We start from the raw sequence: 14,108 nt of genomic DNA, 5'->3' as shown, positions 1-14,108 counted from the left end.
ACGCTACCCGCGTGCGAGGTCGGCGTCCCCGCCCCGGGCGGCGACCCGCCGCGCGATCCCGACACCGCGCTCCCACAGCCACCACACGCACACCCCCACCGCGAGCGAGGCGCCCCACGAGAGCCACGGGTGGCCCGCGTCCCGGATCGGCGGGTACACGAGGAAGTGGGTGAGATAGATGAACAGCGAGGCCGCTGCTAGGGGGGTCACCACCCGGACCACCGGGCGGGGCAGCCGGACGGCGGGGATCCAGATCAGGGCGAGGATCCCTCCCACGATCACCACCTCCCGCCCGGGATCGCCGAACCAGCCCGGCACGCACACGAGCGCGACCGCGGAGCAGGCGAGCCGCGCCCACATCGCGGTGAGCGCTGCCCGGTGCCCTCCCGGTCCGCCCGGCCCGCCCGGTCCGGCCCCCCCGGGTTCGGCCCGCGCCACGGCCCAGCCGAGCGCGAACAGCCACAGCACCGCCGGCGCCGAGTACCACACGAGGGGCCCGCCGCCGAGGTCGATGACGGCGTAGCGCACGAGCAATCCGAGCCCGACCAGCGTGGCCGGCAGCGCGTACGGCCACCGCCGGTCGAGCCTGCTGACCGCGGGGACGGCCATGAGCGCGGCCACGCCGAGCAACAGGTAGACCGTCGCCTCGACGAACCACATCTGCCACGGATTCCACCAGCGGTCGTCGGACCAGGAGCGGGGACCCAGGAAGTGGGTGGCCAGCAGCGGCGAGTACCAGTGGTAGCGACTGGTCAGGGGGGTAACGAGCAGCAGCCACACCACGGCGGGGACCGCGATCCTCCCGACCGTCGTGAGCACGCCCCGGGCCCGCTCGCGGGCGCTGGCGGAGTGCAGCCGGAAGCGGGCCAGGGAGTAGCCGGTCAGAGCCACCAGGACGTGGGCGCCGCCGTAGACCGCGAACGCCCGGGTGTGCCCGCCCACGATCGTGAGGATGAACAGGGCGCGCAGCACCACCGAGGTGTCGACGCGGGCCCACGCCCGCCAGGGGGTCCAGCGGGAGGCCGCCGGGGGACGCGGTCCGGCAGCGCGGGTGTCGAGCTCCCCCAGTGGGCGCAGGTGCCAGTCGCGGGGTAGGCCGGGCACCCGCTCCTCGAGCCGGGTCGAGAGCACCACGTAGGTCAGGGAGTCCCCGCCGAGGTCGACGAACGTGGCGTCCGGCGGGCAGGAGTCCAGGCCGAGCGCATGGGCCACGAGCGTACTGGGCGCGTCGGCGTCCGCCCCGGCGCCCGTCCGCGCGCGGTCGGCGACGAGTGCACGGAGTGCGGCCTGGTCGACCTTGCCGGCGGGAGTGCGTGGAGGGTCGACGACGACGACCTGCTCGACCGCCGAGGTGGGCAGTCCCGAGGCCGTCGCGGCGGCGGTGGCGAGGGCCTGCGAGCGCTCGCGGGTGACCACGACCAACCGGTCGGGCTCCCCGACGCACCAGGCGTCGAACCCGCCGTCCGCCAGGGTCGATTCCACCCGACCCAGGTCGATCCGGTGCCCGAAGATCTTGGTCTCGCGCCCCATCCGCCCGACGATCTCCACGAGGCCGTCGTCGGCGATGCGGGCGAGGTCCCCGGTCCGCAGCTCGTCGAGCTCGGACCCGCGGGCGAGGTCGGCCGAGGTGCGGGCGTACCCCATCATCACGTTGGGGCCGCGGTACACCAGCTCACCGGGGGCGTGCGGATCGGTTCCCCGCGGACGGTCGACGCGGAAGGAGCCGCCGGGGATCGCGATCCCGATGGCCCCCGCACGGGTCCGCGCGAGGCGAGGGGGGAGGTACGCCATACGCGCGGTCGCCTCGGTCTGGCCGTACATCACGACCAGTTCTGCCCCGCGTGCTTCCAGGTGCGCGGCCAGGCGACGCACCGCCTCCGGCGCGAGGCGCCCGCCCGCCTGGGTGAGGTAGCGCAGGCGGGTGAGGCGGTCCAGCCGGTCGAGACCGACGCGCTCGAGGAGTTCGACCGTGTGCGGGACGGCGGCGAACGTCGTCACCTGCCCGGCCTCCGCCCGGTCCCAGAACGCCGGTGCGGAGACGGAGTCGGAGTTGAGCACCACGGACGCGCCGGCCAGCAGGTGACTGTGCAGGACGGACAGGCCGTAGCAGTAGTGCGGCGGCAGGGTGGTGATCGCCCGGTCCCCCGGCACGATGCCCAGGTAGTCCACGATCGACCGCGCGTTGGCCAGCACCGCCCGCCGGGACTGCCGGACGAGCTTGGGTGCGCCCGTGGACCCGGAGGTGCTCAGGAGCAGTGCGAGGTCGGGATGCAGGTCGTGCCGCGGCGGCGCCGTGAGCACCCCGGCCGGGAGGGGTCGGCCGTCCCCCGCGACAACGTCGGGGTGCCATGCCGCGAGGAGGTTGTCGGTGGCCGCGCCGTCCGGCGGCAGGAGGACCACGACGTGGCCGGCGGAGTGGGCGGCGAGATAGTCCACGAGGAACTCGATGGTGTTCGTCGCCACCAGGCCGATCAGGCGACGACCGGTCGTCACGGGCGGGTACTCGGCGGCGCGCTCGGCGCTCATCCGGGAGAGCGCGGAGTAGGTGTACTCCGCCTCGTCGGTCACCACGGCGACCGCGGTGCCGCGCCCGGCGGACTCGTCGAACAGGCCGGGCGGAGCCTGCCCCTGATGCGTACGTGCGACGGTCACGCGCCGAACTATATTAGGTGAGGCTTCGCTATGAAAGTCGGGCGGATCCGGTCATCAGCCGTCGCGGCGGCCCGTCTCCCGGTGGTGACGGGGCCGCCACACGACCACCGACGTCGAGCGGGGCACGTGGACGAGTTCACCGCCCGCCCGGGCGGAGGACCCGGAACGGCGACGGAGTTCGGCGACCTCCTCGATCAGTTCTGACACGCGGCTGCGCAAGGCGTCGACCTGATTGGTCAGCTCGATGATCCGCTTGATGCCGGCGAGGTTGACGCCCTCCTCCTGGCTGAGGCGCTGGACCTCGCGGAGCAGTGCCACGTCCCGCAGCGAGTAGCGTCGCCCACCGCCGCTGGTGCGCTCGGGGGTGACGATCCCGAGGCGGTCGTAGGTTCGCAGGGTCTGGGCGTGCAGCCCGGACAATTCGGCGGCCACTGAGATCACCAGGACGCTGTCGTCGGGCCCCAGCTCCCCGACGTCCCGCCGGGGGCTCATGCCGACCCGGCCCAGCCCGACCGCGGATCGAAGCCGGCGGCGCGCAACGCGTCGTCATAGGCGGCGAGCTCGGCTTCGGCCATCCCGGCGGGGGGCGTGGCCACCCGGAGGGTGACCTTGAGGTCACCGGTTCCGGACTTGCGTGCGATACCCCGGCCGCGCACCCGCAGGATCTGTCCGTCGCGGGAGCCGGCGGGGATCTTGACGGTCACCCGCCCGGTGAGCGTGGGTACCGACACCTGGGCGCCGCGGACCAACTCCGGGTAGGACACCGGCAGGTCGACGAGCAGGTCGGCCCCGTCGCGGTCGAACACCTGGTCCTTCTGGACGGTGACCGTCACGTACAGGTCGCCCGACGGTGCCCCGCGGAAGCCCGCCTCACCCTGCCCCGAGAGCCGGATGCGCTGGCCGTCGGAGACGCCGGCCGGGACCTTGACGTTGATGGTGCGGGTGCGGTCCGTGACGCCGCTGCCCGCGCACTCGGTGCACGGGTCGTCGATCTTGGACCCGGTGCCGCCGCAGTCGGTGCAGGGCTCGGCGAAGCCGAAGGCCCCCTGGGTGCGCTGGGTGACGCCCGCACCGTGGCAGGTGCCGCACACCTTGGGGCTGGTCCCCGGCTTCGCGCCACTGCCGTGGCAGATCAGACACGGCGAGGCGGAGGAGAGTTTGATCTGGACCGTCTCGCCGAGGGCGGCCTCACGGAAGGACAGGGTCAGGGCGGTCTCGACGTCCTGGCCGCCCCGCGGGCGCTGTGCCCGGCCGCGGCCGGCCCCGCCGCCACCCGGGCGGGCCTGGTTGAACAGGCCGCCGAAGAGGTCCGAGAATCCCCCGGTGCCGCCGGCGGGCCCGCCGCCACCGAAGAGGTCGTTGATGTCGAAGTCACCGCCGGAGGCGGTGTACCGGCCCCCGCCGCCCGGGGCGAAGCCGCTGAACCCGCCGGAGGTGACCTGGTCGCGGAAGGCGTCGTACTCCTTGCGCCGGGCGGGATCGCCGATGACGTCGTTGGCCTCGCTGATCCGCTTGAACTTGTCCTCCGCGGCCGCGTTGCCCGGGTTGGAGTCCGGGTGGTTCTCCCGCGCGAGCTTGCGGTAGGCCTTGCGGATCTCGTCCTGGGTGGCGGACTTGGAGACGCCCAGTTCGGCGTAGTAGTCCTTCTCGACCCATTCGCGCTGACTCACCAGACGCCTCCCTTCTTCTTGTTGCAGTTCTTCTTCTTATTGCAGTGTTCGGGTCTACGAATTCTCTCAGTTCCCCGGCACATCCGGGGTGGGTCGGCGTGCGGGTGCGTCCCGAGATCATCGGGACGCACCCGCACGCCGGGGTGATGAGCCGGTGGGCTCAGCGGACGCTGACCATCGCCGTCCGCAGGGTCCGCTCACCGTGGCGGTAGCCCTTGCGCAGGACCGTCCCCAGCACGGGCTCGGATCCCTCGGATTCGTCCTGCACGGCCTCGTGGAGGGCCGGGTCGAACGGATCGCCCTCGTTGCCGAAGGACTCGACACCCTGGGATGCCAGTAGCGCGCGGACCTTGTCGGCGAAGACCTTGAGCGGCCCCTCGGCGAGGTCGCCGTGCGCCTCGGCCCGGTCGAGGTCGTCGACGATACCCAGCAGCTCGGTGAGGACCGAGCCCTTGGCGGTGTCGATGATCGATTGGCGGTCACGTTCGACGCGGCGCCGGTAGTTGGCGAACTCCGCCGACACCCGCTGCAGGTCCGCGGTCCGCTCGTCGAGCTGCGCCTGCAGCGCGGCGGCCGGATCGTCCGCGGGAACGTCCCCGGTCGGGGCGCCCCCCGCGTCAGCGGCATCGGCTGCGGTGCCGTCGGCATCGCTGTCGGTCAACGGCGGGGCGTCGTCGACGATCTCGGCCTCGACCGCCTCGGCGGCCTGCTCGGCCTCGTCGTCAGCGCCGGCCCACGCCGCCTTCTCGGAGGCGTCGGTCTGCTCGGGGCGGGTCACTTGGACTCACCCTTCGACTCGTCCTCGTCGACCACCTCGGCATCGACCACGTCGTCGTCGGCCGAGCCCGCACCCGACGCGTCGCCGGCCTCGGCACCCTCGGCCGCGGAGGCCTCGTAGATGGCCTGGCCGACGGCCTGCGCCTCGGTGTTGACCTTCTCGACCGCGGACTTGATGGCGTCGACGTCCGAGCCCTCGAGGGCGGTCTTGGCGTCGGCGATCGCGGCCTGGAGCGACTCCTTCTTGTCGGCCGGGATCTTGTCCTCGTTCTCCGAGACGAACTTCTCCGTCTGGTAGATCGTGGACTCGGCCTGGTTGCGGGCGTCCGCCTCCTCGCGACGCTTGTGGTCCTCGGCGGCGTGCTCCTCGGCGTCCTTGATCATCTGGTCGATCTCCTCCTTGGACAGGCCGGAGCCGTCCTGGATGATGATCGTGTTCTCCTTGCCGGTGCCCTTGTCCTTGGCGGTCACGTGGACGATGCCGTTGGCGTCGATGTCAAAGGTGACCTCGATCTGCGGCACGCCACGCGGCGCGGGGGCGATACCGGCGAGCTCGAACGAACCGAGCAGCTTGTTTTGCGCCGCCATCTCGCGCTCGCCCTGGAAGACCTGGATCTGCACGGACGGCTGGTTGTCGTCGGCGGTCGTGAAGGTCTCCGAACGCTTGGTCGGGATCGTGGTGTTGCGCTCGATGAGCTTGGTCATCACGCCACCCTTGGTCTCGATGCCCAGCGACAGCGGGGTCACGTCGAGCAGCAGGACGTCCTTGACCTCACCGCGGAGCACGCCGGCCTGCAGCGCGGCACCCACGGCCACGACCTCGTCCGGGTTGACGCCCTTGTTGGGCTCCTTGCCGCCGGTGAGCTCCTTGACCAGGTCGGTCACGGCGGGCATACGGGTCGAACCGCCGACCAGCACGACGTGGTCGATGGAGCCGACCGAGATGCCGGCGTCCTTGATCACGGCCTGGAACGGGTTGCGGCAGCGATCGAGCAGGTCCTGCGTGATCTTCTGGAACTCGGCGCGCGAGAGCGTCTCGTCCAGGAAGAGCGGGTTCTTGTCCGCGTCGACGGTGATGTACGGGAGGTTGATCGAGGTGGACTGCCCGCTGGACAGCTCGATCTTGGCCTTCTCGGCCGCCTCGCGCAGGCGCTGCAGGGCCATCTTGTCCTTGGTCAGGTCGATGCCGTTCTGCGCCTTGAACTTGTCGACGAGCCAGTTGACGATCCGCTGGTCCCAGTCGTCGCCACCGAGGTGGTTGTCGCCCGAGGTCGCACGGACCTCCACGACGCCGTCGCCGATGTCGAGCAGGGAGACGTCGAAGGTGCCGCCACCGAGGTCGAAGACCAGGATGGTCTGCTCCTTGTCGCCCTTGTCGAGGCCGTAGGCCAGGGCTGCCGCGGTGGGCTCGTTGACGATGCGCAGGACGTTGAGTCCCGCGATCTGGCCGGCGTCCTTGGTGGCCTGACGCTGGGCGTCATTGAAGTAGGCCGGAACGGTGATGACGGCGTCGGTGACGTCCTCACCGAGGTAGGACTCGGCGTCGCGCTTGAGCTTCTGCAGCGTGCGGGCGCTGATCTCCTGCGGGGTGTAGGTCTTGCCGTCGATCGAGTCCGACTTCCAGTCCGTGCCGATGTGGCGCTTGACCGAGCGGATGGTGCGGTCGACGTTGGTGACCGCCTGGTTCTTCGCCGGCTGACCGACGAGGACCTCGCCGTTCTTGGCGAACGCGACGACCGACGGGGTCGTGCGCGCGCCCTCGGCGTTGGCGATGACCGTGGCGTCGCCGCCCTCGAGGACCGCGACGGCCGAGTTGGTGGTGCCGAGGTCGATGCCTACTGCACGTCCCATGATGTTCTCCTTCTACTGACGTGTACGGGTTCTCTCTAAGCGGACCCGGCTCAAGGCTCGGATCGATGGCTCCACCCTGCCTGCCAATGGCCTGCCGCGTCAACCCGAGTTGAGCCTGGCCCGCTGAGGTTTGTCGCCCCGTATAACCCCCACTCTGTCGAATCCATTCCGGCGGTGGCGCAGCTCACACCATTGATTGAGCCCGCCGGGCTCAACAACGGGAAGAGCGCCCCGGCCGCCGACTCTCGGCGGTGCGGCTCGGAGCGCTCTTCGTATGGGAAGGGGAAGGTGCGGGAAGGAGAAGGAGGTACGACGACGACGAGGTCCGCCGTCACCCGGATCAGATCAGATGACACCCTGCGCGAGCATGGCGTCGGCGACCTTGCGGAACGCGGCGATGTTCGCCCCGGCCACCAGGTCACCCGGGGCGCCGTACTCCTCGGCGGTCGCCGCCGCGGTGGCGTGGATGGAGGTCATGATGCGGTCGAGCTCGGAGTCCACCCGCTCGAAGTCCCACAGCAGCCGACCGGCGTTCTGCCGCATCTCGAGACCGCTGGTGGCCACGCCGCCGGCGTTGGCGGCCTTGGCGGGCCCGAAGAGGATGCCGGCCCGGTGGATGACCTCCACCGCCTGCTCCGTGCACGGCATGTTGGCGCCCTCGGCGATCACGCGGCACCCGTTCTTGGCGAGCGTGCGCGCCTCCTCGGCGTCGAGCTCGTTCTGGGTGGCACAGGGCAGCGCGATGTCGCACTCCACGTCCCACACGGAACCGGTCTCCAGGTAGGTGCAGTTGCCCCGCTCCCGGGCGTAGGCCGACAGCCGTTCGCGGCGGACCTCCTTGACGTCCAGGAGCAGGTCCAGGTCGAGACCGTCCTCGTCGTGGACGTAGCCCTGACTGTCCGAGCAGGCCACGACGGTCGCGCCGAGCTGGGCCGCCTTCTTGGCCGCGTAGATCGCGACGTTGCCGGAGCCGGAGACGACCACCCGGGAGCCCTCGAGGCTGTACTCGGTGTCGCGGAGCATCTCGCGGACGAAGTAGACGAGCCCGTAGCCGGTCGCCTCGGTGCGCGCCCACGAGCCGCCGTAGCCGACGCCTTTGCCCGTGATGACGCCCGCCTCGTTGCGGCCGGTCACCTTCCGGTACTGGCCGTACAGGTACCCGATCTCGCGCCCGCCCACGCCGATGTCACCGGCCGGGACGTCGAGGTCGGCACCGATGTGGTGCGCGAGCTCGGACATGAAGGACTGGCAGAAGCGCATCACTTCCGCGTCGCTGCGGCCGTGCGGGTCGAAGTCCGAACCGCCCTTGCCGCCGCCCAGGCCGAGACCGGTGAGGGCGTTCTTGAAGACCTGCTCGAACCCGAGGAACTTCAACGTGTCCTCGTCCACGGACTTGTGGAAGCGCAATCCGCCCTTATACGGGCCGAGATCGGAGCTGAACTGCACACGGAAGCCCCGGTTGACCTGGACCGCGCCGGCGTCGTCGACCCACGGCACCCGGAAGGACACCACGCGCTCGGGCTCGATGATCCGCTTGAGGATCCCGCCCTCGACATATTCCGGGTGCTGCTTGACCACGGGTGCGAGCGACTCCAGCACCTCGTGCACAGCCTGCCGGAAGAGGTGCTGTCCGGGATTGCGTCGCACCACGGTGTCAAGGGCGTCGTGAAGTGCGGCGTCAGCGTCGGACATGGGACCTCCGGGTAATAAGTCTTCGGTGATGACGCGTACGTCGTTGCCGAAGAGGCAGCCTAGCGGCAGGGCCCGCGATTCTCCGACTCAGCGTCGTCACATCAATCGACAATCGAATCCCACTAATCACACGTGTCACACTGGACTCACTAATCACATCTCCGTAATCTGAGCCGCGACAACCCGATCCACTGCCGGTCGACGCGCCGTCGCCCAGCCGTGCATTCCGGAAGGCCATCATGCGTATCACCTCGAAGTTCGCCGCCGTCGCCGCTGCCGCGGCACTGGTGGTCACCGCGACCCCTGCCGGCGCGGCCCCCTCCCCCACACCCGGTAACCCGGCTCCGTCCGCCTCCCGACCCGCCGTCGCCCAGCCCCTGCCGGCGTTGGCCGATGCCCTCGGTCCGGAGCTGACCTCACTCGTCGAGGCACTGCGACGTGATCTCGGACTCACTCCCGAGCAGTTCCTCGCCCAGGCCGGCATCGGGGAACGTCTGGCCGAGGCCCGTCCCCGGTGGGAGCAGCAGTTCCGTCAGTCGTTCGGCGGCGTCTGGCTGGACGAGGAGGGCACCGGCCTGGTCGGCGTGGTGGCCGGCGCCGCCGGAGACGAGCTGCGCGACGAGGCCACCCGGTCCGGGTTCACGGTCAAGGATGTGGCGCTGACCACGATTGAACTCGAGGCGCGCGAGCGTCAGGTCATCAAGATCATCGAGGGCACCCCCGAGGACATGCAGGACCTCGTCACCGACGTCCGCGTCGATCCCACCCGCAACGCGGTCGTCGTCACGACCCGCGGCGGCGAGGCCGCGCAGCTCGGCAACCTCGACGCCCGACTGCGGGACCTCGCCGAGATCGACATGATTGAGGCCCCTGACCCGGCGTTCGACACGGCCCCGTTCGGCAGCGAGGGGGGCACCGGGTCCGACGGCGAGCCGACCGTCGACGGCATCGTGCCGGCCACCACCCGCGCGGACGACCCGGACGGGACCGGCGCGGCGCCCGGTAGCGGCGGCGACTCCGGCTCGCTCGGCAGCCTGGCCCTGCTCAATGACGCCGGCCTCGTCCCCGAGGGCCCCATGCGCACGGTCATCGACCTCCTCGCCGGCCTGACCCCCGGCACCGGGTCGATCATCGACGGGATGATGGCCCAGACCATGGTCGACCCCGGCACCCCCGTGCCCGAGGACCAGCCGCGGGCCATCGAATCGGTCCCCGCTCCGGCGGGGCCCGTCACGGGCGGTACCGGGTACCAGGTGGGCGTCCCGGGAGGAATCCTCGAGTGCTCGACCGGGTTCAACGGTGAACTGGACGGCAAGCCCGTCGTCATCACCGCCGCGCACTGTGCCGGCGCCGACGGCACCCGCGCGGCCCTCGCCGACGGCGAGGAGTTCGGCACCATGACCCGCAGCGAGCGGGAGGGCATCGACACCGCCCTCATCGCGGTCGACGACGACGTGGCGGACCGGTTCCGCACCAACCTGGTGGGAGACGGGCCGGACAGCACCCAGGGGATCATCGGCACCGCGGACCCGGTCGTCGGCCAGAAGGCCTGCAAGACGGGGTTCCGGACCGGCTTCTCCTGCGGCACGATCTCGCAGGTCGGCACGACAATCGACGTGGCGGGCACGCGCACCATCTCGAACGCCTTCACCGTGGACCTGTGCGCCCTGCCCGGCGACAGCGGCGGCGTCGTCTTCTCCGGCGACCGGGCCCTGGGTATCTCGAGCGCGTCCAACGTCGCGGACTCCGTCACCTGCGCCGACGCCGATGCCGTGGCCCGGACGGCCGGGTTCACCCCGCGCCTGTCGGCCGTCCCGATCGCCGACGTCCTCGCCGCACACCCCGGGCTGACGCTCCGGACCAACTGATCCTCCCCTTCCACGCGGGCCCCGCCTGCGAGTGGAGTCTGCTCCGGTAAGGGCAGCCTCAACTCGGCAGACGGGGCCCGCGTGGCTTACCTTTGACCTCGACACAGTCGACGGGCGCCCACAGGGTCCTATGAGTGCTCGTGCGTCGAGAAGTGCGACGAAAGGCCGCGAACCATGTCAGGCGTGACCATCACACTCGGGACGATCGGCGTCCTGCTCAGTCTGTTCTGCTGGGCATCCTTCATAGGCGGCGTCACCCGCATGGTGCGCAGCCTGTTCCTGGGACAGAAGGACGGATTCGACCGGCTGCGGCCGATCCTGCCCCGATTGAAGAACGTCATCGTCGAGGTGGGCGCCCACACCCGGATGGCCCGCAAACGTTCGGTGGGCTTCTTCCACTGGTTCGTCATGGTGGGCTTCCTGCTCGGCTCGATCGTCTGGTTCGAGGCCTACATCCAGACGTTCAACCCCCGCGGCGGCTGGCCCTGGCTGTCCGACCAGGTCTGGTGGCACGCGATTGACGAGTTCCTGGGCCTGGGCACCGTCATCGGCATCACTGTCCTGATCATCATCCGCCAGGTCAACCAGCGGAAGGGCCTCAACCGCTTCGAGGGCTCCGACCGTAAGGCCGCGTACTTCGTCGAGATCGTCGTGCTCCTCGAGGGCCTCGGCATGGTCTTCGTCAAGGCCGGCAAGCTCGCCCTGCAGGCCGAGGAGGGCCACCACTTCCACTGGGCCACCGACTGGGTCTCCGGTCCGCTCTCGACCCTCCTGCCCGCCAACGAGCTCATGGTCTCGATCTTCGCGCTGATCAAGCTGCTCTCGGGCATGGTCTGGCTGTACGTGGTGGGCCGCAACATCACCTGGGGCGTCGCCTGGCACCGCTTCGCGGCGTTCTTCAACATCTACTTCAAGCGTGAGGCCGACGGCCGCACCGCGCTCGGCCCGCTCAAGCCGATGACCATGGACGGCGTCCCGCTGACCATGGAGAAGATCGAGGAGCTCACCGAGGAGGACGAGGACTTCGAGCCGAAGCTCGGCGCCGGCGCCATCGAGGACTTCTCCTGGAAGGGCTGGCTCGACTTCTCGACCTGCACCGAGTGTGGCCGCTGCCAGGAGCAGTGCCCCGCCTGGAACACCGGCAAGCCGCTGAGCCCCAAGCTCATGATCATGTCCCTGCGCGACCACGGTGCCGCGAAGGCGCCGTACCTGCTCGCCGGTGGGCAGACCACGATGGGCGAGGAGACCGGACTGGTCGACGCCGAGGGCAACCCCGACGAGGCCAAGCTCGCCAAGATCCCGGAGGCGGCCCGCCTCGAGGCCCAGCGCCCCCTCGTCGGTCACACCACAGCGGACCTCTCCGACGACCCGATGGCCGCCGGCATCATCGACCCCGAGGCCCTGTGGTCCTGCACCACGTGTGGCGCCTGCGTCGAGCAGTGCCCGGTGGACATCGAGCACGTCGACCACTTCATCGATATGCGCCGCTACCAGGTCCTCATCGAGTCCGAGTTCCCGACCGAGCTCGCGGGCCTGTTCAAGAACCTCGAGAACAAGGGCAACCCCTGGGGCCAGAACAACTCCGGTCGCGACGAGTGGATGAACTCCCTCGACTTCGAGATCCCCGTGATCGGCAAGGACATCGAGGACTTCGCCGACACCGAGTACCTGTTCTGGGTGGGCTGTGCCGGCGCCTTCGAGGACCGCGCCAAGAAGACCACCCAGGCCGTGGCCTCGCTGCTGCACACCGCCGGTGTGAAGTTCGCGGTGCTGGGCCAGGGCGAGACCTGTACCGGCGACTCGGCCCGCCGCGCGGGCAACGAGTTTCTGTTCCAGATGCTCGCCCAGCAGAACATCGAGGTCATGAACGACGCGTTCGACGGCGTGCCCGCCGCGCAGCGCAAGGTCGTCGTGACGTGTGCCCACTGCCTCAACGCGCTGAAGAACGAGTACGGCGACTTCGGCGGCGACTACCAGGTGGTCCACCACACGCAGCTGCTCAACCGTCTGGTGCGCGAGAAGCGCCTCGTGCCGGTGGCCCCGATCGACGGTGGCGTCACCTACCACGACCCGTGTTACCTCGGCCGCCACAACCAGGTCTACGAGGCCCCGCGTGAGCTCATGGACGGCTCGGGCGTGACCCTCACGGAGATGCCCCGTCACGGCCAGCGGTCCATGTGCTGTGGCGCCGGTGGCGCGCGCATGTGGATGGAGGAGACGGTCGGCAAGCGGATCAACATCGACCGTGTCGACGAGGCCCTGTCGACCAAGGCCACGAAGATCGCCACGGGCTGCCCGTTCTGTCGCGTGATGCTCTCGGACGGGGCCACCGCCCAGACCGACGGCACCGAGCAGGAGGGCCAGGTCGAGGTCGTGGACGTCGCCCAGCTGCTCCTGGAGTCCGTCTCCCGTGACGGCGGCCTGCCCGAGCCTCGCGAGGCCGCGTGGCTGGAGCAGCCCACGCGTGAGAAGACGAAGGCGGAGAAGGAGGCCGAGCAGGCCGAGCGCGACGCCGCCGAGGCGGAGTCCGCCACGGCCGCCGCCCCCGCTGCCCCGGCCGAGGCCGCGCCGGACAACGCCGTCGTCGACGAGGGCGAGGGCGCGGAGGTCGCCGCCGCCGGCACCGGTGGCGCGGCCAGCGCGGCCGAGGCCGGCCCGTCGGCCGCCGATTCGACGGGCGCACCCAAGTCGGGTGGCCTCAAGCTCGGTGGCGGCGGCAAGGCCCCCGGCGGCCCCAAGGCCCCCGGCGCTCCGAAGGCCCCCGGCGCCGCCGGGAGCGGCGAGTCCGCCACCGAGGCCCAGTCCGCGGTGAAGGACGCCGAGCGCACGGAGGAGACCCGCGAGGCCGCGCAGGGTTCCGCTCCGGCCACCACCGGCGCTCCCAAGCCGAGCGCCGGTGCGCCGAAGTCCGGCGGGCTCACCCTGGGTGGCGGGGCCAAGGCTCCCGGCGGGGCCAAGGCTCCGGGCGGCACGAAGGCCCCGGGCACGGCCAAGGCAGCGGCGTCCGAGCCGTCCGCGGGCGAGTCCGCCGCCGCGCAGACCGAGACCGCCGATGCCGGGTCCGCCACGGACACCGCACCGGCCGCGCCCGCGAAGCCGGCCGTCGGCCTGGGCCTCAAGGGTGGAGCGAAGGCGCCCGGCGCGCCCAAGGCACCCGGTGCTCCGAAGGCACCCGGCGCTCCGAAGGCCGAGCCCGCCGCCCCGGCGACCGAGGCCCCGGCGAAAGCCGAGCCCGCCGACACTGCCGACACCGCCGAGTCCGCGACCGGTTCCGCCGACCAGGCTGAGTCGACGTCGACCGAGTCCACCCAGGCTGAGTCGACGCCGACCGATGCCCCGGCGAAGCCCGCGTCGGGTGGGGCGATCCCCCGCTCGAAGAAGTCCGGAGGTTACGGCCTCTCTCTGGGCTGACGCCCACCGGACGCCACCGCGGCCCGTGATCAGATCTCCTGATCACGGGCCGCGGCGCATGTGGACGTTCCCCGGGGGGAGGGCGTACGCGCGTCCGCTCGCGACGCCGCCCTCAACCGCTCCCGCGCCTGGCGCCCAGGGCGCTCCCGCAGATGTACTGCACGAAGGTCGCCGCTCCTGAACATGG

The 14,108-nt window shown here is 70.9% G+C and carries 8 protein-coding genes; 2 read left to right on the top strand and 6 right to left on the bottom strand.

Features of this window, described 5'->3' with window-relative positions:
• Positions 1-3: 3 nt before the first annotated feature.
• The 6 genes from CK206_RS13555 to gdhA form a co-directional block, all read right to left on the bottom strand.
• The gene (locus tag CK206_RS13555) at positions 4-2,652 is read right to left on the bottom strand and encodes an AMP-binding protein (protein ID WP_096906704.1); all 2,649 of its coding nucleotides are present in this window, start codon (positions 2,650-2,652) and stop codon (positions 4-6) included.
• A gap of 54 nt (positions 2,653-2,706) precedes the next feature.
• Entirely contained in the window at positions 2,707-3,144 is a 438-nt protein-coding gene (locus CK206_RS13550; protein ID WP_096906703.1) for a heat shock protein transcriptional repressor HspR, read from the bottom strand.
• Entirely contained in the window at positions 3,141-4,322 is a 1,182-nt protein-coding gene (gene dnaJ, locus CK206_RS13545) for a molecular chaperone DnaJ (protein ID WP_096906702.1), read from the bottom strand. Before dnaJ ends, CK206_RS13550 begins: the two co-directional genes overlap by 4 nt.
• Positions 4,323-4,482: 160 nt before the next feature.
• Positions 4,483-5,100: a nucleotide exchange factor GrpE gene (gene grpE / locus CK206_RS13540; RefSeq protein ID WP_096906701.1), complete on the bottom strand. Its 618-nt coding sequence runs from the start codon at positions 5,098-5,100 to the stop codon at positions 4,483-4,485.
• The gene (dnaK, locus tag CK206_RS13535) at positions 5,097-6,950 is read right to left on the bottom strand and encodes a molecular chaperone DnaK (protein ID WP_069388613.1); all 1,854 of its coding nucleotides are present in this window, start codon (positions 6,948-6,950) and stop codon (positions 5,097-5,099) included. The genes grpE and dnaK overlap by 4 nt, the downstream gene beginning before the upstream one ends.
• Positions 6,951-7,295: 345 nt before the next feature.
• Entirely contained in the window at positions 7,296-8,642 is a 1,347-nt protein-coding gene (gene gdhA, locus CK206_RS13530) for an NADP-specific glutamate dehydrogenase (RefSeq protein WP_069388614.1), read from the bottom strand.
• 239 nt (positions 8,643-8,881) lie between these two features.
• On the opposite strand from gdhA, the gene CK206_RS13525 reads away from it, so the two are divergent.
• Both CK206_RS13525 and CK206_RS13520 read left to right on the top strand, forming a co-directional pair.
• Positions 8,882-10,510 carry a S1 family peptidase gene (locus tag CK206_RS13525; RefSeq protein WP_096906700.1) on the top strand — a complete coding sequence of 543 codons (1,629 nt, stop codon included), beginning with the start codon at positions 8,882-8,884 and terminating at the stop codon, positions 10,508-10,510.
• 174 nt (positions 10,511-10,684) lie between these two features.
• Complete coding sequence (locus CK206_RS13520) at positions 10,685-13,921, top strand: heterodisulfide reductase-related iron-sulfur binding cluster (RefSeq protein ID WP_096906699.1); 3,237 nt, start codon at positions 10,685-10,687, stop codon at positions 13,919-13,921.
• Positions 13,922-14,108: the final 187 nt, after the last annotated feature.

Origin of the sequence: Dietzia sp. WMMA184 (genome assembly GCF_002441635.1) — a bacterium.
Taxonomy (GTDB): Bacteria; Actinomycetota; Actinomycetes; order Mycobacteriales; family Mycobacteriaceae; genus Dietzia; species Dietzia kunjamensis.
This window is presented reverse-complemented; position numbering and strand designations above follow the sequence as displayed.

Coding starts and splice junctions, on each gene's coding strand:
- CK206_RS13520 (WP_096906699.1), top strand. CDS start 10,685: ATGTCAGGCGTGACCATCACACTCGGGACGATCGGCGTCCTGCTCAGT.
- CK206_RS13550 (WP_096906703.1), bottom strand. CDS start 3,144: ATGAGCCCCCGGCGGGACGTCGGGGAGCTGGGGCCCGACGACAGCGTC.
- gdhA (WP_069388614.1), bottom strand. CDS start 8,642: ATGTCCGACGCTGACGCCGCACTTCACGACGCCCTTGACACCGTGGTG.
- CK206_RS13525 (WP_096906700.1), top strand. CDS start 8,882: ATGCGTATCACCTCGAAGTTCGCCGCCGTCGCCGCTGCCGCGGCACTG.
- dnaK (WP_069388613.1), bottom strand. CDS start 6,950: ATGGGACGTGCAGTAGGCATCGACCTCGGCACCACCAACTCGGCCGTC.